The 23,601-nt window shown below is 69.0% G+C and carries 21 protein-coding genes; 18 read left to right on the forward strand and 3 right to left on the reverse strand.

The features are described 5' to 3' along the window. Positions 1-110 precede the first annotated feature (110 nt). From C882_RS15825 to C882_RS15875, 11 genes are all read left to right on the forward strand, one after another. Positions 111-1,385: a D-amino acid dehydrogenase gene (locus C882_RS15825; protein ID WP_009541657.1), complete on the forward strand. Its 1,275-nt coding sequence runs from the start codon at positions 111-113 to the stop codon at positions 1,383-1,385. Between the two features lie 275 nt (positions 1,386-1,660). Continuing rightward, positions 1,661-2,449, forward strand: coding sequence for an ImuA family protein (locus C882_RS15830; protein ID WP_043645976.1), 789 nt, complete (start codon positions 1,661-1,663; stop codon positions 2,447-2,449). Beyond that, entirely contained in the window at positions 2,373-3,947 is a 1,575-nt protein-coding gene (locus C882_RS15835) for a Y-family DNA polymerase (RefSeq protein WP_083875950.1), read from the forward strand. Before C882_RS15830 ends, C882_RS15835 begins: the two co-directional genes overlap by 77 nt. Beyond that, positions 3,944-7,204 carry an error-prone DNA polymerase gene (locus C882_RS15840; RefSeq protein ID WP_009541660.1) on the forward strand — a complete coding sequence of 1,087 codons (3,261 nt, stop codon included), beginning with the start codon at positions 3,944-3,946 and terminating at the stop codon, positions 7,202-7,204. The genes C882_RS15835 and C882_RS15840 overlap by 4 nt, the downstream gene beginning before the upstream one ends. Before the next feature lie 145 nt (positions 7,205-7,349). Beyond that, positions 7,350-8,708 (forward strand): NAD(P)/FAD-dependent oxidoreductase, encoded by a 1,359-nt coding sequence (locus tag C882_RS15845; protein ID WP_009541661.1) that lies wholly within the window; start codon positions 7,350-7,352, stop codon positions 8,706-8,708. 20 nt (positions 8,709-8,728) lie between these two features. Next, positions 8,729-9,091 (forward strand): DUF5368 domain-containing protein, encoded by a 363-nt coding sequence (locus C882_RS15850; protein ID WP_009541662.1) that lies wholly within the window; start codon positions 8,729-8,731, stop codon positions 9,089-9,091. A gap of 273 nt (positions 9,092-9,364) precedes the next feature. Continuing rightward, complete coding sequence (locus C882_RS15855) at positions 9,365-10,177, forward strand: MetQ/NlpA family ABC transporter substrate-binding protein (protein WP_009541663.1); 813 nt, start codon at positions 9,365-9,367, stop codon at positions 10,175-10,177. Between the two features lie 167 nt (positions 10,178-10,344). Next, positions 10,345-10,749 (forward strand): bacteriohemerythrin, encoded by a 405-nt coding sequence (locus C882_RS15860; RefSeq protein WP_009541664.1) that lies wholly within the window; start codon positions 10,345-10,347, stop codon positions 10,747-10,749. A gap of 281 nt (positions 10,750-11,030) precedes the next feature. Then, positions 11,031-13,340, forward strand: a complete 2,310-nt coding sequence (locus C882_RS23405; RefSeq protein WP_009541665.1) for a methyl-accepting chemotaxis protein — start codon at positions 11,031-11,033, stop codon at positions 13,338-13,340. A gap of 161 nt (positions 13,341-13,501) precedes the next feature. Continuing rightward, positions 13,502-14,152: a ParA family partition ATPase gene (parA, locus tag C882_RS15870; protein WP_009541666.1), complete on the forward strand. Its 651-nt coding sequence runs from the start codon at positions 13,502-13,504 to the stop codon at positions 14,150-14,152. Positions 14,153-14,159: 7 nt separating this feature from the next. Continuing rightward, positions 14,160-14,621 carry a hypothetical protein gene (locus tag C882_RS15875; RefSeq protein ID WP_009541667.1) on the forward strand — a complete coding sequence of 154 codons (462 nt, stop codon included), beginning with the start codon at positions 14,160-14,162 and terminating at the stop codon, positions 14,619-14,621. A 191-nt stretch (positions 14,622-14,812) separates the two neighbouring features. Here the strand turns inward: C882_RS15875 and C882_RS15880 are convergent, their stop codons facing one another. Further along, positions 14,813-16,060 (reverse strand): bifunctional alpha/beta hydrolase/OsmC family protein, encoded by a 1,248-nt coding sequence (locus C882_RS15880; protein ID WP_009541668.1) that lies wholly within the window; start codon positions 16,058-16,060, stop codon positions 14,813-14,815. Positions 16,061-16,137: 77 nt separating this feature from the next. On the opposite strand from C882_RS15880, the gene C882_RS15885 reads away from it, so the two are divergent. From C882_RS15885 to C882_RS15900, 4 genes are all read left to right on the forward strand, one after another. Beyond that, entirely contained in the window at positions 16,138-16,743 is a 606-nt protein-coding gene (locus C882_RS15885; RefSeq protein ID WP_009541669.1) for an NUDIX domain-containing protein, read from the forward strand. A gap of 85 nt (positions 16,744-16,828) precedes the next feature. After that, positions 16,829-17,812, forward strand: coding sequence for a cysteine synthase A (locus tag C882_RS15890; protein WP_009541670.1), 984 nt, complete (start codon positions 16,829-16,831; stop codon positions 17,810-17,812). 45 nt (positions 17,813-17,857) lie between these two features. Then, the gene (gene sseA, locus C882_RS15895; protein WP_009541671.1) at positions 17,858-18,712 is read left to right on the forward strand and encodes a 3-mercaptopyruvate sulfurtransferase; all 855 of its coding nucleotides are present in this window, start codon (positions 17,858-17,860) and stop codon (positions 18,710-18,712) included. Then, positions 18,712-19,149, forward strand: coding sequence for a GNAT family acetyltransferase (locus tag C882_RS15900; protein ID WP_009541672.1), 438 nt, complete (start codon positions 18,712-18,714; stop codon positions 19,147-19,149). Before sseA ends, C882_RS15900 begins: the two co-directional genes overlap by 1 nt. 272 nt (positions 19,150-19,421) lie before the next feature. On the opposite strand, the gene C882_RS15905 is transcribed toward C882_RS15900, so the two are convergent. Then, positions 19,422-19,697 carry a hypothetical protein gene (locus tag C882_RS15905; protein WP_009541673.1) on the reverse strand — a complete coding sequence of 92 codons (276 nt, stop codon included), beginning with the start codon at positions 19,695-19,697 and terminating at the stop codon, positions 19,422-19,424. Between the two features lie 365 nt (positions 19,698-20,062). Here C882_RS15905 and metC point away from each other — a divergent pair, with 365 nt between their 5' ends. The 3 genes from metC to C882_RS15920 are packed head-to-tail and all read left to right on the forward strand — an operon-like array spanning position 20,063 to position 22,766. Then, positions 20,063-21,244 (forward strand): cystathionine beta-lyase, encoded by a 1,182-nt coding sequence (gene metC / locus C882_RS15910; protein WP_009541674.1) that lies wholly within the window; start codon positions 20,063-20,065, stop codon positions 21,242-21,244. Between the two features lie 17 nt (positions 21,245-21,261). Continuing rightward, positions 21,262-21,687, forward strand: coding sequence for a phosphoribosyl-AMP cyclohydrolase (gene hisI, locus C882_RS15915; protein WP_043646009.1), 426 nt, complete (start codon positions 21,262-21,264; stop codon positions 21,685-21,687). Continuing rightward, positions 21,684-22,766: a CobW family GTP-binding protein gene (locus C882_RS15920; RefSeq protein WP_009541676.1), complete on the forward strand. Its 1,083-nt coding sequence runs from the start codon at positions 21,684-21,686 to the stop codon at positions 22,764-22,766. The genes hisI and C882_RS15920 overlap by 4 nt, the downstream gene beginning before the upstream one ends. Positions 22,767-22,947: 181 nt before the next feature. Here C882_RS15920 and C882_RS15925 read toward each other — a convergent pair whose 3' ends face one another. Further along, complete coding sequence (locus tag C882_RS15925; RefSeq protein ID WP_052000187.1) at positions 22,948-23,373, reverse strand: bacteriohemerythrin; 426 nt, start codon at positions 23,371-23,373, stop codon at positions 22,948-22,950. Positions 23,374-23,601 lie beyond the last annotated feature (228 nt).

Genomic DNA, 23,601 nt, shown 5'->3' on the forward strand with positions numbered 1-23,601 from the left:
GTGGCGGAACGCTTGCCGTTCAACGGCTTCCGCCCCGCTTTGCCAAGCCGGCGGGGGCGGTCTATATAGAGGGGACGCAGGGAAGCCCTCAGCCTAAATGGGAGTTCGCGGTGAAGGTGCTGGTGCTGGGCGCCGGCGTCGTGGGGACGACGGCGGCCTATTATCTCGCCAAGGCAGGCCACGCGGTGACGGTGATCGACCGCCAGCCGGGCCCCGGCCTGGAAACGAGCCTCGCCAACGGCGGCCAGATCTCGGCGAGCCACGTGGAGCCCTGGGCGTCTCCCGCCACGCTGTGGAAGGCGCTGAAGTGGCTGGGCGATCCCGACGCGCCGCTGGTCTTCCGCTGGGCACGGTGGGACCCTGCCCTCTGGGCATGGCTCGCGCGGTTCCTGCGCAACTGCACGCCGGGGCGGGAGCGCCTGAACACCGAACGCGCGCTGCGCATCGCGCTCTACAGCCGCGCCAGCCTGAAGGCGTTGCGCGCGGAAACCGGCATTTCCTACGACGAGCGCCTGCAAGGCATCCTGCACGTCTTCCGGTCGGAGAAAGACCTGGCCGAGGGCCACCACATGGCCGAGCAGGCCCGCGCCAACGGCCTGGAAAGCCGGGTGCTGGACCGCTCCGACATGCTGTCCACCGAACCCGCCCTGACCCACGTGGCAGACGACCTGACCGGCGCCATCCACTTTCCCGAGGACGAAAGCGGCGACGCCCACCTGTTCACGGTGCGGCTGGCGGAGATGGCGAAGGCCCTGGGCGTCGACTTCCGCTTCGGCGTCTCCGTCCAGGGGCTGGAGACCGACCGCGCCAACCGCCGTGTCACGGGCGTGCGGACGGATGCCGGGGAGCTGACCGCCGACCGCTACGTGCTGGCGCTGGGCAGCTACAGCCCCTTCGTCGCGCGCACCGCCGGACTGAAGCTGCCGGTCTACCCCGCCAAGGGCTACTCCATCACCGTGCCCGTGGCGGAGCCCGGCGCGGGGAATGCTCCGGGCGCGCCGACGGTGTCGGTGATCGACGGCAGCTACAAGATGGTCTACTCGCGCCTGGGCGACCGCCTGCGCTGCGCCGGCACCGCCGAACTGGCCGGCTGGGACCAGACCCTGCGCGAGCGCCGGGCGGAAACCATCGTGCGCCATGCGAAGAAGCTGTTCCCCAAGGCCGGCGACTTCGACCACGCCGACCGCTGGTGCGGCCTGCGCCCCAAGACGCCCGACTCGGTGCCCATCCTGGGCCGCACACCCTGGGAAAACCTGGTGCTGGACACCGGCCACGGGGTGCTCGGCTGGACCATGAGCGTCGGCTCGGCGCGCGTGATCGCAGACCTGGTTTCGGGCCGGGAACCGGAGATCGATATCCGGGGGTTGGGGCTGGATCGGTTCTGAGTGACGGCGGTGTTGGAGCGCTGACGCGCTTGGGGCGGCGCCCCAAACCCCGCTCTTTCCGTGGGCGCGACGCGCCCACACCCGCTTACTTGACGCATGGTCGTGATACCTACAGGCTTTCAAGCGGTGGCTGAGCAAATGCGAGAGCCGGGTATCTTCGGACCCGCGTGGGGGTGGTTCGCTCCCCACCAGCCACCATCCCCTCAAAATCCTGTCCCCTTGACTCCACCCCCTCCCCATCATAGAACATAGAAAGAACATTTAGGGATCAAGGCATGTCCGACCGGAGGCATCTGGACCGGCTGCGGCGACGCATTCGCGCCATCGAAGGGGGCGCGCGGGAGGATGGGGCGGTGCTGGCCCTGCCCTCCGCGCTCGCGCCTGTGGCCGGGGCGCTGCCGTGGGGTGGGCTGCCTCTGGCGCATCTGCATCAGGTGGTGGGTGATCCGCTCGACCCGGCGGAGGCCGCCACGGGGCCGGCGGCGGCGCTGGGGTTCACGGCCCTGCTCGCCGCCCGGCTGGCCGCGTCGAAAGGGGCCGCCGTGCTGTGGTGCGTGCGGCGGGGGTCGGTGGACGACACGCTCTATGCGCCGGGCCTCGCGCGGCTCGGGCTGCCGCCGGACCGGCTGATGATCGCTCGCGCCGCCGATGACGCGGAAGTGCTCTGGGCCATGGAGGAAGGGCTGCGTTGCCCGGCGCTGGCGGCTGTCATCGGCCAGGCCCGCGATGCCGACCTGACCGCCGGGCGCCGTCTGCAACTGGCCGCGGAGGCCGGCGGGGTGACGGGGTTCCTGCTCGCCGCCGGGGGGCGGGCGCCCGGCGGCAAGGGGGCGGGGACCACCTCGGTCGCCGCGACGACACGCTGGCGGGTGGTGCCCGCGCCCTCTGCCCCCGTGGGATGGCCGGGGATCGGACCGGCGCGCTGGTCGGTGACCCTGGAGCGCTGCCGGGGCGGCCTGCCCGCCCATTGGACGCTGGAGTGGAACGATGAGACGGGTGATCTCGGCATGGCTGCCCCGCTTCGCGACGGATCGCTGGACGCGCCGGAACGCCGCCGCGCCTGACGGTGCGGGCGCCGACGTATCCCCCTTCGCCCTGACGGCGGAGGCCGCCAACACGCGTCGCGTCCATGCCGCCGATGCGGGGGCGGAGGCCGTCGGCATCGTGCCGGGAATGCCGCTGACCGACGCCCGCGCCGTCTTCCCCGCCCTGGTGGTGGCCGAGGCCGACCCCGCCGCCGACGCGCGCGCGCTGGAGGCCCTGGCGGAGTGGTGCGTGCGCTACACCCCCTGGACCGCCGTCGACGACTGGCCCGCGCCCGGCGGCGGCGCGGGGCTGTTCCTGGACATCACCGGCTGCGCCCACCTGTTCGGCGGCGAGGCGGCGCTGCTGCGCGACCTGCGCGACCGGCTGCGGGGCTTCGGCTTTTCCGTGCGACTGGGGCTTGCCGACACCAAGGGTGCAGCCTGGGCCGCCGCGCGCTTCATGGCGGCGGGCGCCGACGAAGACGACGACATCGCCCTGCTGCCGGAAGGCTCGCAGCGGCAGTTGCTCATGGGCCTGCCGGTGGAGTCCCTGCGCCTGCCTCCGGCGGTGGTGGAAAGCCTCAAGCGCCTGGGCGTGCGCCGGGTGGCGGACCTGGACGCCCTGCCCCGCGCGCCGCTGGCCGCCCGGCTGGGGCGCGAGGTCGGCAAGCGGCTGGATCAGGCGCTGGGCCGCGTGCCGGAGCCCTTCACCCCGCGCGCGGCCGTGGAGCCCTGGCGCGCCCGCATCCACTTCGCCGAACCCATCGCGCGGACCGAAGACGTGGAGGCCGCCACTCTTACCCTCTGCCGCGACCATCACCCCCGGCTGGAGCGCGAGGGCCTGGGCGCCCGGCGGCTGGTGCTGGAGCTGTTCCGGGTGGACGGCACGGTCATCCGCCGCACCGCCGGGACCTCTCGCCCCGCGCGGGACCCGGCCCATCTGGCGCGGCTGTTCAAGGAGGGGCTGGACGACATCGACGCCGGCTTCGGCATCGAGTCCATGGCGCTGACCCTGACGGCGCTGGACCCGCTGGGGGCCGAGCAGACGGGCTTCACCCGCGGCGCCGGCACCGCCCCCGACGCGGCCGAGCGGGCGGCGGAAACGGCACGCCTGCTCGACCGCCTGCGCACGCGGCTGGGGGAGGCCAACGTGCTCCGCCCCGCCCCGCGCGAAAGCCACGTTCCCGAGGCCGCCGTGACCACCGTGGAAGCCGCCGGCGGCGGCGCGCCCGAGGCGTGGCCGATGCTCAGCCCCCGCCCGTCCCGCCTGCTCCCCCGGCCGGAGGCGCTGGAGCCGGTGGAGCCCGCCGCCCACGCGGGCGCGCCGCCGGCCGTCTTCCGCTGGCGCCGGCGGGCGTGGCGGCTGGCCGTGGCGGAGGGGCCGGAACGCATCGGGCCGGAGTGGTGGCGCACCCCCGGCGGCATCCCGGCGCCCTCGGTCGTGCGCGATTATTGGCGGGCGGGGGACGAGGCGGGGCGCCGGCTGTGGCTGTTCCGGAAAGGATCGGACTGGTTCGTCCAGGGGGTGTTTCCATGAGCGCGCCCGCCCCCGCTTCCCTGCCCGTCTGGGGCCCGGCTTCGCAAGGGGAGCGTCCGGCCTATGCGGAGTTGGACGTCACCACCAACTTTTCCTTCCTGCACGGCGCCTCGCATCCCGGCGAACTGGTGACGGCCGCCGCCGCGCTGGGGCTGCGCGCCATCGCCATCACCGACCGCAACAGCCTCGCCGGCGTGGTGCGCGCGTGGGAGGCAGCGAAGGATGCCGGCATCCGCGTGCTGGTGGGCTGCCGCCTGGACCTGATGGACTGCGCGAGCGTGCTGGTCTATCCCGTTGATCGGGCGGCCTATGGCCGGCTGTGCAGCCTGCTCACCACCGGCCGCCGCCGCGCGCCCAAGGGGCAGTGCGAACTCTACCGCGCCGACCTGGAGGCCCATGCAGAGGGCATGATCGCCGCCGTCATCCCGCCGGAGGGTGGGCCGACACCAACATTCCTCACCGATCTCAAGGCCCTGGCGGACATCTTTGACGGCCGCTGCCACCTCGCCGCCCGCTGCCGGCTGGATGGCCGCGACGCCCGCCGGCTGGCCGCCCTGGACGCGGCGGCGCGGGCGGCCGGCGTGCCGCTTCTGGCGACCAATGCGGCGCGCATGCACACGCGGAGCCGGCGTCCCCTGCTGGACGTGCTGACCTGCATCCGCGACCATGTCACCGTGGAAACCGCCGGCTGGCGGCTGACCGCCAACGCCGAGGCCCACCTGAAGGCGCCCGAGGAGATGGCCGCGCTGTTCGCCGACTACCCCGATGCCCTCGCCCGGACGGTGGCGATCGCGGAGACCTGCACCTTCGACCTGTCGGAACTGCGCTACGAATATCCCGACGACGACACGTCCGCCGGCTCCACGCCGCAGGCAGAGCTTGAACGCCTGGCGTGGGAGGGCGCGGCGTGGCGCTGGCCGGAGGGACTGCCCGAGACCGTGCGGCAGACCATCGAGAACGAACTGCGCGTCATCAAGAGCCTGGACTACGCGCCCTATTTCCTGACGGTCCACGACATCGTCCGCTTCGCCCGCTCGCGCGGCATCCTGTGCCAGGGACGCGGATCGGCGGCCAACTCGGCGGTATGCTATTCGCTCGGCATCACGGCGGTGGACCCGTCCAAGGTGGACCTGCTGTTCGAGCGGTTCGTCTCGGCGGCCCGCGACGAGCCGCCTGACATCGACGTGGACTTCGAGCACGAGCGCCGGGAAGAGGTCATCCAGTACATCTACGAGAAATACGGCCGCCACCGCGCCGGGCTGGCGGCGACCGTCATCACCTACCGCACGCGATCCGCCATCCGCGACGTGGGCAAGGCGCTGGGGCTGTCGCAGGACGCCGTCTCGGCGCTGGCGGGCACGGTGTGGGGGTCGTCGTCGAGCCCGGTGGAGCACGACCATGTCCGCCAGGCGGGCCTGGACCCCGAGGAACCGCGCCTCGCGCTGGCGCTCGCGCTGGCTGACGAGCTGCGCGGCTTCCCCCGCCACCTGTCGCAGCATGTGGGCGGCTTCGTGCTGACGCGCGGCCCGTTGTCGGAGGTGGTGCCCATCGAGAACGCCGCCATGGAGGATCGCACGGTCATCCAGTGGGACAAGGACGACCTGGACGCCCTTGGAATGCTGAAGATCGACGTGCTGGCGCTGGGGATGCTCACCTGCGTGCGCAAGGCCTTCGACCTCTTGCGCGAGACCGGCGGCCCGGACCTGACGCTCGCCACCCTCCCGCCCGAGGACACGGCAACCTACGACATGCTGTGCAAGGGCGACAGTCTGGGCGTCTTCCAGGTGGAAAGCCGCGCCCAGATGGCCATGCTGCCGCGCCTTCAGCCGCGCTGCTTCTACGACCTGGTGATCGAGGTCGCCATCGTCCGCCCCGGCCCCATCCAGGGCGACATGGTCCACCCCTACCTGCGCCGCCGCCAGGGGCTGGAGCGCGTGACCTACCCGTCCGGCGCCCTGCGCAAGACGCTGGAGAAGACGCTCGGCGTGCCGCTGTTCCAGGAGCAGGCCATGAAGATCGCCATCGACGGCGCGGGCTTCACCGCCGCCGAGGCCGACAACCTGCGCCGCGCCATGGCCGCCTTCCGCCGCTCGGGCACCATCCACACCTTCCGGGAAAAGTTCATCCGGGGCATGATCGGCAACGGCTACACCCCTGATTTCGCGGAAAGCTGCTTTCGCCAGATCGAGGGGTTCGGCGAATACGGCTTCCCCGAAAGCCACTCGGCCAGCTTCGCGCTGCTGGTCTACGTCTCGGCGTGGCTGAAGCGCCACCATCCGGCGGCCTTCGCCTGCGCGCTGCTCAACAGCCAGCCCATGGGGTTCTATTCGGCCGACCAGATCGTGCAGGACGCCCGCCGGCACGGGGTGGAGGTGCGGCCCGTGGACGTCAACCGCAGCCGCTTCGACAACACGCTGGAGGTCTTCACCCGCCCCGGCGGCAAGCGGGACGTGGCCCTGCGGCTGGGCTTCCGCCAGATCAAGGGGTTGAGCGGCACGGTCTCGGCGCTCGAATGCGACCGCATCGTGACGCTGCGCCCCTTCAAGGGCTACGCGGACGCCGAGGATGTGTGGAGCCGGGCGCAAGCCTCCGCCGACACGCTGGAGAAGCTGGCCCACGCCGATGCCTTCGCCGGCCTGGGGCTGGCGCGGCGGGATGCGCTGTGGGCCGTCGGGCGGCTGAAGGCGGCTCCGCTGCCCCTGTTCGCCGTCGCCGATGCGCGGGAGAACGGGCAGGAGCCCGCCGTCTTCCTGCCCGACCTGCAACCCGGCGAGCATGTGGTGGAGGACTACCAGTCGCTTCGGCTCACCCTGCGCAAGCACCCCTTGGCGCTGCTCCGCCGCGACCTGGACCGCGACGGCGCGGTCTCGACCCGCCGCCTTCAGGGCTGGACGGACGGCAGGAAGGTGCTGGTGGCCGGGCTGGCGGTGTGTCGCCAGCGGCCGGGCACGGCCAAGGGCATCATCTTCATCACGCTGGAGGACGAATACGGCGTCGCCAACCTGATCGTCCGGTCGGAGGTGTTCGAGAAGCACCGCCAGGCCGTGCTGCGCGGGCGGCTGCTCTATGCCCACGGCCGCTTCCAGAAGGACGGCCTGGTGCAGCACGTGATCGTGGAGAGGCTGACCGACATGACCGGCAAGCTGGCGCTGCTGACGCAAGAGGGTCGCGAGGGTGCCGGCCTCGCCCTCACCCCCAGCCGCGCCGACCGCGTGGGGCGGTTCCCCGAAGGCATGGGCAACTTGGATCACGGCTGACGACGCCCACTTCGACCAATGGGCCAGCAATGCGGCACCTCCCTGCGCTTCCGCCATAGAAGCCGCGAAGGCGGTTGTCTATTAGATATTTCTTATTTATATTTTTCTTATATCAGGGGAGCGTTCAAAGAGGAACAGACGCCGCATGAGCAAGATCGTCCAAGGGCGCGGCCGGGGCCACGACGGCCCCGCCGCGCTGAACCGCCGCGACCTTCTGAAGCTGGGCGCCGCCGGAGCCGCGCTCGCTGCCCTGCCCGCCGCCGCGCCGGAAGCCCGCGCCCAGGCCGTGAAGACGGGCGCCCACATCGTCATCGCCGGGGCCGGGGCCGCCGGCCTGTCCGTTGCCTCGCGCCTGGCGGATCGGCTGGACGGTGCGAAGATCACCATCATCGACGCCCGCAAGGCCCACTACTACCAGCCGGGCTTCACGCTGGTGGCAGCCGGCCTCAAGCCGCAGGACTACGTCACCTCCACCACCGCCGAATACATGCCCCAGGGCATCGAGTGGGTGGAGGAGCGCGTGGCCGAGTTCGACCCCGAAGGCAACAGCGTCACCACCGAAAGCGGCCGATCGATCCCCTACGATTTCCTGGTGGTCACCACCGGCATGGTGCTGGACTACGCCGCCATCGAAGGCATGGAGACCGACCGCATCGGCCAGGACGGGCTGGGCAGCGTCTACCATTCCCCGCAGGCCGCCGCCGCCACCTGGCAGGCCATGTCGCGCTTCGCCGACGAGGGCGGCCGCGGCCTGTTCCTGCGCCCGGCGACGGAAATGAAGTGCGCCGGCGCGCCGCTGAAGTACACCTTCATCACCGACGACACCCTGCGCAAGCGCGGCAACCGCGGCAAGGCCGAGCTGATCTACGCCGCCCACAACAAGACCCTGTTCAGCGTGCCCATCGTCGACGAAAAGGTCCGCATGCTCTACCTGGACCGGGGCGTGAACACCATCCACGACCGCGTGATGACGGGCATCGACCTCGGCCGCAAGGTGGGCATCTTCTCCACCCCCGACGGCGGGACGGAGGAGATCGGCTACGATTTCGTCAACGTCATCCCGCCCATGCGCGCGCCCGACCCGGTGCGCTACAGCCCGCTCGCCTGGCAGACCGGCGTATGGGCCCGCGACGGGTGGATGGAGGTGGACAAGGCCACCCTGCGCCATGCGCGCTATGACAACGTGTTCGGCGTCGGCGACATCGCCGGCGTGCCCAAGGGCAAGACGGCCGCCAGCGTGAAGTGGCAGGTGCCCGTCGCCGTCGACCACCTAGTGGCGACCATCGCAGGCACCACGTCCGACAGCGCCTACGACGGCTACACCTCGTGCCCGCTCATCACGCAGCTGGGCCGGGCCATGCTGGTGGAATTCGACTACCAGAACAACCTCAAGCCCTCGTTCCCCGGCGTCATCGCGCCGCTGGAAGAGCTGTGGATCACCTGGGTGATGAAGACCATGGCGCTCAAGCCCACCTACCTGTCCATGCTGCGCGGCCGCGCCTGAGCCCTTGGGAGAACGACACCATGAAGGATCTTGATTTCGCGACCCTGCTGTCGGTCTTCCAGGAAATGATGGGGCCGCTTCTGTGGCTACTGGTGCTGCTGGCCGTCGCCGGCATCGCCGCCTTCCTCTTCGTGCTCGTGCGCGAGGGCGGGCTGAAGGGCGGCCGGCTGGTGCGCTCGGAACTGATCGGCGTGGCCGGCGGCTTCATGGCGCTGGTCATCATGGCCTGGGTCACCGTGTCGGGCTTCACCGACGCCGGCGGGCCGGTGGACTGGCTGCTCATCGGCATCATCTGGGGCATCGGAGTGGTGGGCACGACCATCCTCGCCTACGCCGTCATGGGGCTGGTGGCGATGATGCGGGGCAGCAAGAGAATCGCCTGAGCAGCGCCTTTGCACACGGCGCCCGCCTTTTCACAAGCGGGTGCCGTGTTTTGCATTTCCATCATGCCAGACATGCACGTAAAATCCTGGCCTCCGCGGGCGAGGCCGGTTATGTCTCCTGTCCCTGCCGCCACGGCAGCAGCGCCGATTTGATCTTCAGATTGCGGGCGCTCAACAAATGCAGCTAAAGCCGAAGACGGTCTTCCGACACGACGACCGCCCGGCCTCTTGGCTGTGGCGGCGTTTTTGTTTTCGGACCAGGAGAGCGTATCCATGACCTTTACCCTCCCCCGCCTCCGCCCGCTGCTGGCCGCCGTCGCCCTGGGCGCCGCGACGCTCGCCGGACCGGCCGCCGCCCAGGACGACAAGACCAGCATCCGCATCGGCGTCACCCCCGGCACCCATGAAGAGGTGATGGAGGTCGTGCGCGACGTGGCGGCGGAAAAGGGCCTGACCATCGAGATCGTGCCCTTCACCGACTACGTCCTGCCCAACACCGCGCTGGCCGACGGCGATCTGGACGCCAACAGCTTCCAGCACCAGCCCTACCTGGACCAGCAGGTGAAGGACCGGGGCTTCGACCTGCGCACCATCGCCAAGAACTTCGTCGAGCCCATGGGCATTTACTCCGAGGACTACAAAAGCCTTGCCGACCTGCCCGAGGGCGCCCAGGTCGCCATCCCCAACGACCCGACCAACGGCGGCCGCGCCCTGCTTCTGCTGGAGCGCGAGGGCGTCATTGATCTGGCCGACGGCGTGGGCCTGACGCCCAGCCCGCTCGACATCGCCGAAAACCCCAAGGACCTGGAGTTCACGGAGGTGGACGCCGCCCAGCTTCCCCGCGTGCTGCCCGACGTGGCGGCCGCCGCCATCAACACCAACTACGCCCTGGAAGCCGGCCTGAACCCGCTGAAGGACGCGGTCGCCATCGAGTCCGCCGACAGCCCCTACGCCAACATCGTCGTGGTGCAGGGCGAGAACCTGGACGCGCCCTGGGCCAAGACCCTGGTGGACGCCTACCACACCGACGCCGTGCGCCAGTTCATCCTGGACCGCTTCGAGGGCGCGGTGGTTCCGGCGTTCTGACCGGTACCGGACACCCCGAAGACAAGGCCCGATGTCCATAAAAGGCATCGGGCCTTTTTCGCTCGACAAAGGTGCATTCTGGATGCACATTATCGCATGACGGCGCCGCAGACGCGCCGCGCCAGGGACGGGAACGGTCCGCACGATCCGCCGAAGGGGGACAGATCATGCAATGGACCGAAACCTTGCGCGTCGGGGTGGGCTTCATCGACGCCGACCATGAAGACTTCATCACGCTTCTGAACACCGCCAAGGACGCATCGGACGTCGAGTTTCCGGCTGCGTTCCAGGCCCTGGCCGAGCACACCCGCGCGCACTTCGCCCGCGAGGAAGCGCTGATGGACGCCACCGGCTTCTTCGCCACCGACATCCACAAGGGCGAGCACGCGCGCGTGCTGGCCGAAGTCGGACATTTTGCCGAACACCTGGAGCGCGGCAACATCGCCTTCGTCCGCGCCTATGTGGCCGAGCGCCTGCCGGACTGGTTCATCCAGCACCGCAACACCATGGACCAGGCCACCGCCGCCCATGCCGCGCGCGCCGGACACGCAGATGCGGTGCCTGCCGACTGAGAATCTCCGTACAAAAACCTCTCAATAGTTCTGGTTATCGTCACCAGGTTTCTTGGCGGCAGCATAAAAATTTCACGGCGGTTAAGTTACGTCGTTGAATTTTAACATGAGCCGTCACGTTTTACTGAGAAGTTTATACGATTTCATCGTTGACGCCCCATTGACCAGATAGTCAACAATCGTCGCTCAACCAATACAAAGGCTTTAAGCCTTAAGGTGCAGTCGCATCTTCCCCGGCGGGGGCGTGGTGTACGACGGAACAGGCTGAGGGGCAGCAGACGATGCAGTTGAAAACCAAGATGCTGGCGACGCTGATCGCGTTCGCGGTGGGCAGCGCCGCCATGGTGGGCGGCGCGAACTACGTCATCCAGAAGAATGCGGCCATCGACCAGGGGCTGGACGAAGGCCACCGGCTTGGCGAATACGTTGCCCAGACCCTGGCCGTGGTCGGCACCATTCCCGAGCAGGTCGAAACGATCGTCGGCCGGCACATGGTCGCCGAAGCGCACATCGCCGCCCGCCTGATCGCCGCCATGAAGGATGGCGGTGAAAGCGACGACGCCATCCGCAGCGCGCTGGCGGACCTGACGGAACGCACCGCCGTCAGCGAATTCTGGGTCTCCGACGAAAACGGCGTGGCGTCGCTGAATTCGGTCCCGGTAACCTTCACCTTCGACCGCGATCCGGCGTCCCAGAGCGCCGAGTTCTACAAACTGATCGAGGGAACCGCCGACGATGTCGTCCAGGAGGCCGCCGTGCGCGACCTGGACGGCGAGGTCTACAAGTACGTGGGCGTTCCAGGCGTAGACCAACCGCGCATCGTGCAGGTGGGCCTGGCGGCCGACGTGCTGACGCGCATGCAGGCTGCTCTCGGTTACGAGCGCTTCGCCAAGGAACTGGTGGACGCCGGCGCCGCCGAAACCATCACCATTGTCGACGGCACCCTGTCGACCCGTGCGGTCGCCGGCACCGGCGCCGGCGCCGAAGACGCAGGGGCCGGCGCCCCCTACACCGGGCCCATGGCGGACGCGGCCCGCACCGCACTGGACGGTGGCGGCGGAACCGCCCGACACGACGCGGCGGCCGAGCGCATCACCGTCGTCACCCCCGTTGCCGACGCCGACGGCCGCGTCACGGCAGCGGCCATCCTGACGCTCGACGCCACCAACATCACCGCCGCGCTGGAGCGGAGCCTGTCCACATCCGGGATTCTGGCCGCCGTGCTGGCGGTTGTCGGGCTTGGTCTCGCGTGGCTGCTCAGCCGCCAGATCTTCCGCCCGCTGCGGCCCATGGTCGGCACGCTGAACGCGCTGGCCGCCGGCGACACGGCCGTCGCCGTGCCCGGTCGCGACCGGAAGGACGAGATCGGCACCATGGCGCGCAGCGTCGAGGAGCTGCGCAGCGCCGTGGTCAAGGCGTTCCGCCTCAACCAGATGGTGGAGGAACAGCCGGCCCGCGTCATGATGTGCGACCCCAAGGACCTGCGCATCACCTACGCCAACAAGGCCGCCCGGGACCTGCTGGCGAAGATGGAGAACGAACTGGGCTGCAGCGCCGACGACGTGATCGGCCGTCAGGTGACCTCGTTCCACAAGCGGCCCGAGTTCGTCGAGAAGATCCTCAAGGACCCGGCCAACCTGCCCTACTCGGGCAAGTTCACCATGGGCAAGGTGGTGATCGAGAACACGGTCATCCCCATCCACGATGCCAACGGCGACTACGTCGGTCCCATGCTGAACTGGCAGGACGTCACCGCCTACGTCCAGATGGCCGACGACTTCGAGAAGACGGTCCGCGCCGTCGCCAGCGGCGTCAGCGGCGCAGCCGAGGAGCTGAAAACGCTGGCCGGCGGGCTGGTGGACAGCGCCGAGGACGTGGGCGCCCGCTCCACCGCCGTGGCCAGCGCGTCCGAGCAGGCCGGCGTCAACGTGCAGACCGTCGCCAGCGCGTCGGAGCAGTTGTCGGCCTCCATTGCCGAAATCAGCCGCAGCGTCGGCGAGGCGACCCGCATCACGGGCGAGGCCGTGGACCAGGTGGAGGCCGCGCGCAAGACCGTCGGCGGGCTCAACGATGCCGCCGACCGCATCGGGCAGGTGGTCAGCCTGATTACCGACATCGCCAGCCAGACCAACCTTCTGGCGCTGAACGCGACCATCGAGGCCGCCCGGGCCGGCGAGGCGGGCAAGGGCTTTGCCGTGGTCGCCAACGAGGTCAAGAGCCTCGCCGGCCAAACCAGCCGCGCCACGGAGGACATCTCCCGCCAGATCGAGGCCGTGCAGCAGGCCACGCGCGACGCGGTCACCGCCATGGACGGCATCGGCGGGGTCATCGAGCAGGTCAGCGAGATCGCCTCCACCGTCGCGGCCGCCGTCGAGGAGCAGGGGGCGGCCACGGCCGAGATCAGCCGCAACGTCCAGGAGGCCGCCGCCGGCACCGCCGACGTCAGCCAGACCATCGGCGCCGTGGCAGAGCGCGCCACGGACAGTTCCCGAGCCGCACGCACGGTCCTGGAATCGTCCCGCGCCCTGGCCGGACAGGCGGACACGCTCAGCGGCGAGGTGGAGAGCTTCCTGACCGCCATGCGGGCCTGACATCCGAGAGCCGCGCATCATGCCAGCCCCTGGCGCCCATCGCGTCGGGGGCTTTCCTTTTCCACCCTGCGCCCGCCACTTAACCGCTTGCAAATCCAGGCGCGTCCTCTAGCCTTCCAGGCGTTGTCGCAGAATTCCGCAAATTCGGGGGGACGCCACCCATGGCCGCCAAGGTCATCACCATCGCCCAACAGAAGGGCGGCGCCGGCAAGACCACCGTCGCCGCGCAGCTTGCCGTCGCGTTGTCCAAGGGCGGCAAGAAGGCCGTCGCGCTGGTGGACATCGACCCGCAGGGCTCCCTGTCCGCCTGGCACGCTGCCCGCTGCGGCCGGCTCGGCGAGGACGGCGGCGGCATCCGGCTGTCGGGCGTCGCCGGCTGGCGGCTGTCGACGGAGCTGGACCGGCTGCGCGACGGGGCGGATTACGTCATCGTCGACAGCCCGCCCCACGCCGAGACCGAGGCCAAGGCCGCCATCCGCGCCGCCGACGTGATCCTGGTGCCCGTGCAGCCCAGCCCCATGGACCTGTGGGCGACGAAGCCGACGCTGGAGGTCGCGCGCAAGGAGAAGACGCCGGCCCGCGTGGTCCTCAACCGCATCCCGCCGCGCGGCAAGCTGGTGGATCAGGTGCTGGAGGAAATCCAGGCCATGGAGCTGGAGGTCACGGCCGCGCGCCTGGGCAACCGGCTGCCCTTCGCGTCGTCGATGATGGAGGGGCTGGGGGTGGTGGAAACCTCCAACCGCTCGCTGGCCGCGCAGGAAATCCGGGCGCTGGCCGACGAGGTGAAGGCCATCGCCAAGAAGGGCAAGTAGCGCCGCGATGCATCACCTTGCCATTGCCCTGCACGTGCTGTCCGTCGCCGCCTGGACGGGCGGTCTGTTCCTGCTTCTGGTGGTGCTGCGCCCCGCCCTGCTGGCCGTGGAACCGGCCGAGCGCATGACGCTCTGGGCGCGCATCCTGCCGCGCGCCTTCACGGTGTCGTGGGCGAGCGCCGCACTCGCCCTGGTGACGGGCTTCGGCCTGACCTTCAGCCTCTATGGCGGCTTCGCGGTGGCGGGGATGCACGTGCACCTGATGGCGGGCCTGGGCCTGATGATGACCGGCGTGCTGGTCTGGACCTACCTCCGCCCCCTCAAACGCTTCGAACTGGCCGAGGAATCAGCCGACGTGGCGGGGGCGGAACGGGCCCTTGGCGCGGTGCTGGCGTGGCAGTGGGCGACTCTGGCGTTCGGGGCGGCCGCGCTGGTGATCGGCGGCGTCGGGGCGTACATAGGGTTCTGAGGGCTTTCCGGCTGCGCCGGAATGGAATGCGAGGGAGCCGCGGGCTCCCTCGCGCTCCCTCGATTCCTGATCAGCAAGTCGGTCAGACCGGGGTAAAAGCGCCGCAAGGATGAGGATGGCGCGCCTTCGCGCGCTGCCTTGGTGTCTTTGTGTCTTGGTGGTCCAAAGGACGCCGACACAGAGCCGCCCCCTCACGGCTCCTCGAAGTGCGTCGAGATGCGGATTTCCTCGTGCAGGGTGCGGTGCACGGGGCAGCGGTCGGCGATTTCCAGCAGGCGGGTGCGGGTCGCCTCGTCCAGGTCGCCCTCCAGCAGCACCCAGCGCTCGATGTGGTCGAGCTTGCCGCCGTTCTCACCGCAGCGCTCGCAGTCCTCCACGTGCCTTTTCTCGTGGGCCAAGCGCACGGAAACCCGCTCCAGCGGGATCTTCTTGTGGGCGGCGTAGAGGCGGATGGTCATGGACGTGCAGGCCCCCAGCCCAGCCAGCAGGAAGTCGTAGGGTCCCGGCCCCGAGTCGTTGCCGCCCACCGTCACCGGCTCGTCGGCGATCAGGTGGTGGCTTGGGCCGATCTGGATGGCCTGCTGGAACTTGCCGCGCCCCGTTTCCTCCACGATCACGTTGCGCGGACCGACGGGCTTGTCGCGCTCCGCCCGCGGCTCGTCGCGCTGTTCCTGGTGTTCCGAGATGTAGCGCCCGGCCCAGGCGGCGATGACGTCGGCCACGTACACCGCATCCTCGCGCCGGGTCAGCAGGTGGTCGGCATCGTCCAGGCTGACGAAGCTTTTCGGGTGCCTGGCGCTGGTGAAGATGCGGGTGGCATTGTCGATGCCCACCGTCTCGTCGCGCGGGGCGTGGAAGATCAGCAGCGCCTTCTTCATGTGGGCGATGCCGTCGAGCAGCTTGTGCTCCTCGATGTCATCCAGGAAGTCGCGCGTAATGGTGAAGGGGCGCCCTCCGATGCTTACCTCGGCGTGGCCGTTCTCGCGGATTTCATCCTCATGGGCCGTGAACAGGTGCGACAGGTGGCCAGGCCCGCAGGGCGCGTTGATGGTGGTGACCGCGCTCACGCTCTCCACCCTGGGCGCGGCCGCCAGCACCGCCGCGCCGCCCAGCGAGTGCCCGACCAGCAGGGAGATCGGGCGCCCCTGGTCCGCCATGTGCGCGCAGGCAGCTTCCAGGTCGGCGACGTTGGAGGTGAAGTCGGTGTTCTCGAACTCGCCCTCGCTGGCGCCGAGACCCGTGAAGTCGAACCGCAGCACCCCCACCCCGCGCGCGGCCAGGGCGCGGGAGATGCGCGAGGCGGCGAAAACGTCCTTGCTGCAGGTGAAGCAGTGGGCGAACAGCGCCCAGGCCCGCGCCTCGCCTTCCGGCAAATCCAGGCGGGCATCGAGGGTATGGCCGTCGCGGCTCTTGAAGCTCATTTTTTCACTGGTGGGCATGATGGTCTCCTCTTGCGTTTGGATGTTAGTGCCGCGACGCTTTTCGAGCCACGATATCAACGCGCAAGGAGCCTGCCATGTCCGGCCGCCGGGTGGAAATTCACGATCACGAGATCGCCTACGACGGGTATTTCCGCATCGAGCGGTACACCGTCTCCCACAGCCTGCACGACGGCGGGATGAGCAAGCCCCTGGTGCGCGAACTGTTCGAGCGCGGCCACGCCTCCGCCGTGCTGCCCTACGACCCGGAGCGCGACGAGGTGGTGCTGGTGGAACAGTTCCGCATCGGCGCCCACGCCGCCGGCCTGCCCGCGTGGGAGCTGGAGACGGTCGCCGGCATCATCGAGGCCGGCGAGACGGCCGAGGACGTCGCCCGCCGCGAGACGCAGGAAGAGGCCGCGCTGACGGTGACCGACATGATCCCCATCGCGGACTACCTGTCCTCCCCCGGCGGATCGTCGGAAACCGTGTCGCTGTTCTGCGGCCGCGTCGACACGACGGACGCCGGCGGTACCGTGCAGGGCCTGGTGCACGAGGGCGAGGACATCCTGGTCTCCGTCCTGCCCTATTCAGAGCTTGAGGCGATGGTAAAGCGCATGGAAATCCACAACGCCATGACGCTGATCGCCGCGCAATGGCTGGTCATGAACCGGGACGAGGTGCGGCGGCGTTGGAGCGCCTGAGGCCACGCTCCGCGCGGACGCCCCTTGACCGGGTGGTCCATTACGATCACCTATATGAAACTGTTTATTTACGGGATTTTACACAATGGACGTGCGAAACGGGTTCGTCGGCGCCATCGGCAACACGCCGCTCATCAAACTGGAAAAGGCCAGCGCCTTGACCGGCCGCACCATTCTGGGCAAGGCAGAGTTCCTCAACCCCGGCGGCAGCGTCAAGGACCGCGCCGCGCTCGCCATCATCCGCGATGCCGAGGCGCGGGGCGTGCTCAAGCCCGGCGGCACCATCGTGGAGGGCACCGCCGGTAACACCGGCATCGGCCTGGCGCTGGTGGGCAATGCGCTGGGCTACAAGACCATCATCGTCATGCCCGAGACCCAGAGCCAGGAAAAGAAGGACACCCTGCGCCTGGTGGGGGCCGATCTGCGGCTGGTGCCGGCCGTGCCCTACAAGGACCCGGGCAACTACGTCCACGTCTCCCGCCGCATCGCCGAGGAGACGGGCGGCGTCTGGGCCAACCAGTTCGACAACACCGCCAACCGCGACGGCCACTACGCCACCACGGGCCAGGAAATCTGGACCCAGACCGACGGCCGCGTCGACGCCTTCACCTGCGCCACGGGCACCGGCGGCACGCTGGCGGGTGTGTCGCGCGCGCTGAAAGAGAAGAACCCGGCCGTGAAGATCGTCCTGGCCGACCCCATGGGCTCCGCCCTGTTCTCCTGGAAGACCACGGGTGAGTTGAAGGCCGAGGGCACGTCGATCACCGAAGGCATCGGCCAGGGCCGCGTCACGGCCAACCTGGAAGGCGCCGACCTGGACGACGCCGTGCAGGTGGACGACATCGACGCGCTGAAGGTGGTCTTCGACCTGGTTAGGGAGGAAGGGCTGGTGCTGGGCGGCTCGTCGGGCATCAATGTCGCCGCCGCCATGCGCGTGGCCGAGACCCTGCCGGAAGGCTCGACCGTCGTCACCATCCTGTGCGACGGCGGCCAGCGCTACCAGAGCAAGCTGTTCAATCCGGCCTTCCTGCGGGAGAAGGGGCTGCCAACGCCGGACTGGATGGAGTAGCATCGCCGCCCTGCCCCATCCCCTTCCATGACACAGGACGGAGACATGACCGACGCCAACCCCGACGCCCTGGTCAGCACCGATTGGCTCAAGCAGCGGATCGACGCCCCGGACGTGCGCGTGGTCGACGCCACCAGCTTTCTGCCGACGACGCCGCGCGACGCCAAGGCGGAGTACCGCGAATGCCATATTCCGGGTGCGGTGTTCTTCGACATCGACGAGATCGCCGACACGGCGTCGGACCTGCCGCACATGCTGCCCGACCAGACGAAGTTCGCGTCGAAGGTGCGCAAGCTGGGGCTGGGGGACGGCAACACGCTGGTGGTCTACGACAGCAACGGCGGCGGCATGGCGGCGGCGCGCGTGTGGTGGATGTTCCGCGTCTACGGCGCCCGATCGGTCTTCGTGCTGGACGGCGGCCTGCCCAAGTGGCAGCGCGAGGGCGGCGCGACCGAGGACATTCCCCCCGTCCCCACCCCGCGCCACTTCACCGCGCGCATGGACACCACGCTGGTGCGTGACATCGATGCCATGAAGGCGAACCTCGACAGCCAGCGCGAACAGGTGGTCGACGTGCGCAGCGCCGACCGCTACGCCGGCACGGCGGACGAACCGCGCCCGGCGAAGCACAAGGGCCACATCCCCGGCGCGCTCAATCTGCCCTGGCCGGAGCTGTTCGACGGCGAGACCGGCGAGATGCTGCCCGCCCCCGCCCTGCGCGAGCGCTTCACCAAGGCCGGCATCGACCTGGGCAGACCGGTGGTGGCCTACTGCGGATCGGGGGTGACGGCCTGCGTGCTGCCGCTCGCGGCCTATCGCCTGGGCAAGCGCGACGTGGCGGTCTACGACGGGTCGTGGGCCGAATGGGGCAATCGCGACGACGTGCCGGTAGAGGCCTGATGGACGGCGGCGGGCCGGTGATCCGTCCGTTGCGCGACGGAGAGGAGGCGGCGCTCACTGCGCTCTGGGACGCCTGCGGCCTGACCCGGCCGTGGAACCCGCCGGCCCGCGACATCGCTTTCGCCCGCGCCACGCCCACGGCGGAAATCCTGGTGGCGGAGGACACGGACGATGCCGGCGCACTGCTGGCGTCCGTCCTCTGCGGGCACGAAGGGCACCGGGGATGGATGTACTACGTCGCCGTCCGCCCCGACCGCCAGGGGACGGGCCTGGGCAAGCGCATGGTGGCTGCGGCGGAGGACTGGCTCGCGCGCCAGGGATGCTGGAAGGTCATGCTGATGGTCCGCCGCGACAACGCCGCCGCCCAGGAGTTCTATGCCGCGCAGGGATACGAGGAGAGCGACGTCACCCGTCATGGCGCGGTGGCTGGCGGGTGAAGGAGCGATGTAGAGGGGCGGCCGACGATGTGCACGGGCCCCTGCTTTCACAGGGGCGACGGTTTGTGCAACTTTCTGATTTCAGAACAAAAACACTTGTCGTTCCGGCGAAAGCGGGAATCCACAAACGGCACCAATCACCCTGCCGCGCGCCTGCCGTGGCCAGGCGGGCACCGACTTCTGACGGCATCGCGGCCGATCCTCGCACCCCGCGCGGGCGGCGCCTCGGCACGTCAGCCGCCGCCTCATGCCCCGCGCAGGCCGTCACCCTTTCAAGCGCTCTTGCGCAGTTCCTCTTCCATCTTCAGGCCGAAGTGACCCGTGCGGCAGGTGGAGCCGTCGGGAAAGCGCCAGACGGTGGGCACGGCACCGCCCGACTGTGTGGCAGAGCCGGTCAGGGGCTCGGCACCGAAGCCGAGCACGATCTCGTCGGCCAGAAGGGCGACCGAGTAGGGCTCAACCTTCTCCCGCCAGTCGCAGCCATGGCGACTTTCCATGGTGAGGGAGAACAGATTGTATGCGTGATGCGCCGTGGGCGTACCGGGCATGGGTTTTCTCCTAGTGATCAGCCGAGCAGGACAGGACCGCCGGACTGATTCCCTCCTGGCCGCGATTCAAGCCGCCGCCTTGTTGCAGTGCAATATAGTGCACCGTCTGTTTCAAATCCACCGCATTCGGAGCATCGCTTGAAACCGGCGGATTTTGGCAAGGAACGCGCCGTCTGGGGCGCCGTTGCGCCGTTCATGAAACCGACATCAGCCTGCGCTCTTTTTGCAGCGCACACAAGCCCATTTTACCGCTTTTTGACTGCCCCCTTCGTCGTAGGGGGTGGAAGTCGGTGGCGGGCGCCGTCACAATGCGGCTCACGTGGTTGCGCGGCGGCGCAATTCTAGACAGGAGAGCTTGCGAAATCATGAAAGAGGACACCCGCATCGTCCACGCAGGGCGCCATCCCGCCCGCTTCCACGGGGCCGTCAACACGCCGGTCTACCGCTGCTCCACGATCCTGTCGGAGAACGTGGCGGAGCTGAAGGAGAAGGTGCGCAACAAGTTCGACATGGTGGACTACGGCCGCCTGGGCACGCCGTCGACCATGGACCTGGAAGCGGCCGTGGCGGAGCTTGAGGGCGGAGCGCGCGCCATCGCCACCTCGTCCGGCCTGGCGGCCATCGCGGGCTGCCTGACGGGCCTGCTGTCGGCGGGCGACCACCTGCTGATGACCGACAGCGCCTATTTCCCCACGCGGAAGTTCTGCGACGAGGTGCTGGCGCGCTTCGGCGTCGAGACCACCTATTACGACCCGCTCATCGGGGCCGGCATCGCCGACCTGATGCGCGACAACACCAAGGTGGTCTTCACCGAGGCGCCGGGATCGCTCACCTTCGAGATGCAGGATATTCCCGCCATCGCCGAGGCCGCCCACGCCCGCGGCGCGCTGGTGGCCATCGACAACACCTGGGCGACGCCGCTGTTCTTCAAGCCCTTCGACCACGGCGTGGACGTCTCCATTCACGCCGGCACCAAGTACATCGTGGGCCATTCCGATGCCATGGTGGGGCTGATCGTCTGCAAGACGCCGGAGCTGTTCACCCGCATCAAGAGCACTACGTCGGCCTTCGGCTACAGCCTGTCGGGCGACGACGCCTTCCTGGCCCTGCGCGGCCTGCGCACCATGAAGGTGCGGCTGGAGCACCACCAGCGCGCGGCCCTGGAGATCGCCCAGTGGCTGGAGGCGCGGCCGGACGTGACCCGCGTGCTCTACCCCGCCCTTCCCAGCGACCCGGGCCACGCCATCTGGAAGCGCGACTTCACCGGCGCCTCCGGCCTCATGGGCGTGGAACTTGCCCCGGCGGGCGAGAACAACATCACCGCCATGAACGCCTTCCTGGACGCGCTGAAGCTGTTCGGGCTGGGCTTTTCCTGGGGCGGTTTCGAGAGCCTGGCGATCCCCGCCACCGGCGCCATCCAGCGCACCGCCACCACGTTCCGCGCCGAGGGCCCGGTGGTACGCCTGCACATCGGGCTGGAGGACATCGACGACCTGAAGGCCGACCTCGATCAGGCCTTTGCCGCCTACCGAGCCGCCGCCGGCTGACCCATATGATGGACATCATGACCAGCGAAACCACCACCTTCCCCGCCTCCACCGCCGCCGCTGACGCCATGGTGGCGGAGGCGCGCTTCAACGCCGACGGGCTGCTGGCCTGCATCGCCCAGCAGCACGACACCGGCGAGGTGCTGATGATGGCCTGGATGAACGAGGATGCCCTGCGCGAAACCCTGCGCACCGGGCGCGTCTGCTACTGGTCGCGCTCGCGCGGCAAGCTCTGGCGCAAGGGCGAAAGCTCGGGCCAGGAACAGCACCTCAAGGATCTGCGGCTGGACTGCGACGGCGACACCGTGCTGGCGCTCGTCGACCAGACGGGCGTGGCCTGCCACACCGGCCGGCGGAGTTGCTTCTACAAGGCACCGCGCGGAGAGGTACTGGCGAACATCACCGAGCCCGAAATCGCGCCGGAGGACCTGTACGGCCGATGACCGACAGCACCACCACCGCCGACACCATCCCCGTCACCATCCTCACCGGCTTCCTGGGCAGCGGCAAGACGACGCTGCTCAACCACCTGGTGCAGCAGCCGGACCTGTCCGAGACCGCCGTGCTCATCAACGAGTTCGGCGAGATCGGCCTGGACCACATGCTGGTGCGCGAGGTGAAGGACGACATCGTCCTGCTCAACTCCGGCTGCCTGTGCTGCACCGTGCGCGGCGACCTTGTCACGGCGCTGCGCGACCTGTTCCTCAAGCGCGTGCGGGGAGAGGTGGAGTTCAACCGGCTGGTCATCGAAACCACGGGCCTGGCCGACCCTGCGCCCATCCTCCACACCATGATGACCGATCCGCTGATCGGCGCGCGCTACCGCCTGGACGGCATCGTCACCACCCTTGATGCCCTGCACGGGGCCGATCAACTCGACCGCCACCGGGAGTCCGTCAAGCAGGTGGCCGTCGCCGACCGCATCGTCATGACCAAGACCGATCTGGCGGACGCCGAGGCGTTGCAGGCCCTGCACGGGCGTCTGGCGGAGCTGAACCCGTCCGCCCCGCGGCTGGTGGCGGAGAACGGTGTTCTGGCACCGGCGGACATCCTCAACGCCGGCCTGTTCAAGCCGGGCAGCAAGATCCCCGACGTGGAAGGCTGGCTGAAGGCGGAAGCCTACACCGAGCATGACCACGAGCACGGGCACGGGCACGACGACCATCATCATCACCACCACCACGACGTGAACCGTCACGGCGACGGCATCGACGCCTTCTGCCTGACGCTGGACGAGCCGGTGGAGTGGCTGCATCTGGCCGAGGCGCTGGAGATGATCATCGCGTCGAAGGGCGAGAACCTGTTGCGGCTCAAGGGCATCCTGGCCGTGAAGGGGCAGGAGGAGCCGGTTGCGGTCCACGGCGTGCAGCACGTTTTCCACCCGCCGGCCACCCTGCCCGCCTGGCCCGAGGGCCACGACCGCAAGAGCCGGCTGGTGTTCATCACCCGCGAAATGCGGCGCGAGGCGGTGGAAAAAGTGGTGAGGGCGGCCCTGGACCAGATGCCCGACATCTATTCCTGATACAGCCGCAGGGGAATTTGCGCACACTTGTCCGCAGGAATGTTGCGTTTGACAGCCCAAAGCCCGAGGCGCACAGTAGGTCTTGGCTGAGAATGCGACATGATCAGTCCCCTCTTTTAGCCTAGAGACCGCCCGGCCCCGCCGGCGCGGTCTTTTTTTTGGCCAGGAGGGAGGGGCGGTCCTACTCCACGACTTCGGGCAGGCGGCCTTCGTGCTCCACATAGGGGGCGTACTTCATGTCGGTCTTGAGGATGTGGTTGACCAGCCAGGTCTTGAGGAACCGCATGACCTCGGCGCAGTTCACTTCCTCGGGTGCACGCTCCCACAGGCTGCGGATGTCTGCCACCGTGCGCTCGATCTCGCGGTGCCCCTCGGCGTGGGGCCCGAAGTCGGGATAATTGCATTCGCGCATGACCTTTTCCTCGCGCGCGAAATGCACCTGGACATAGCGCTCCAGGCTTTCGATGGTGCGGCCGACGACCTCGTGCCCCTGCTTTTCCGCCATCGCGTCGAAAAGCTGATTGATGATGTTGATGAGCATCTGATGGTCGAAATCCAGCGTTGCGTGATGCACGCTGTACTCGTCCCGCCACGTCATGAAAGGCATGTATCCGACTCCCGCGTCCTGGCAGTGCGCCCTGTGCCGGGCGGCCCATGGAATCGTACAGTCGTCGCCCGGCAAGGCCGACCGGCCGCCGCACCTATGGCGCGGCAGGCTGCGTGCCGACTGAACGCCGCGCCGATGACCCTGATCATCGGCGCGTAATTTAGAGCGGCCGTATGTTACAGAACAGCGACCTTGGTCGCAATGTGGATATAGTGCCACGCCTTTCGA

The organism is Caenispirillum salinarum AK4 (assembly GCF_000315795.1).
GTDB classification, from domain to species: domain Bacteria; phylum Pseudomonadota; class Alphaproteobacteria; order Rhodospirillales; family Rhodospirillaceae; genus Caenispirillum; species Caenispirillum salinarum.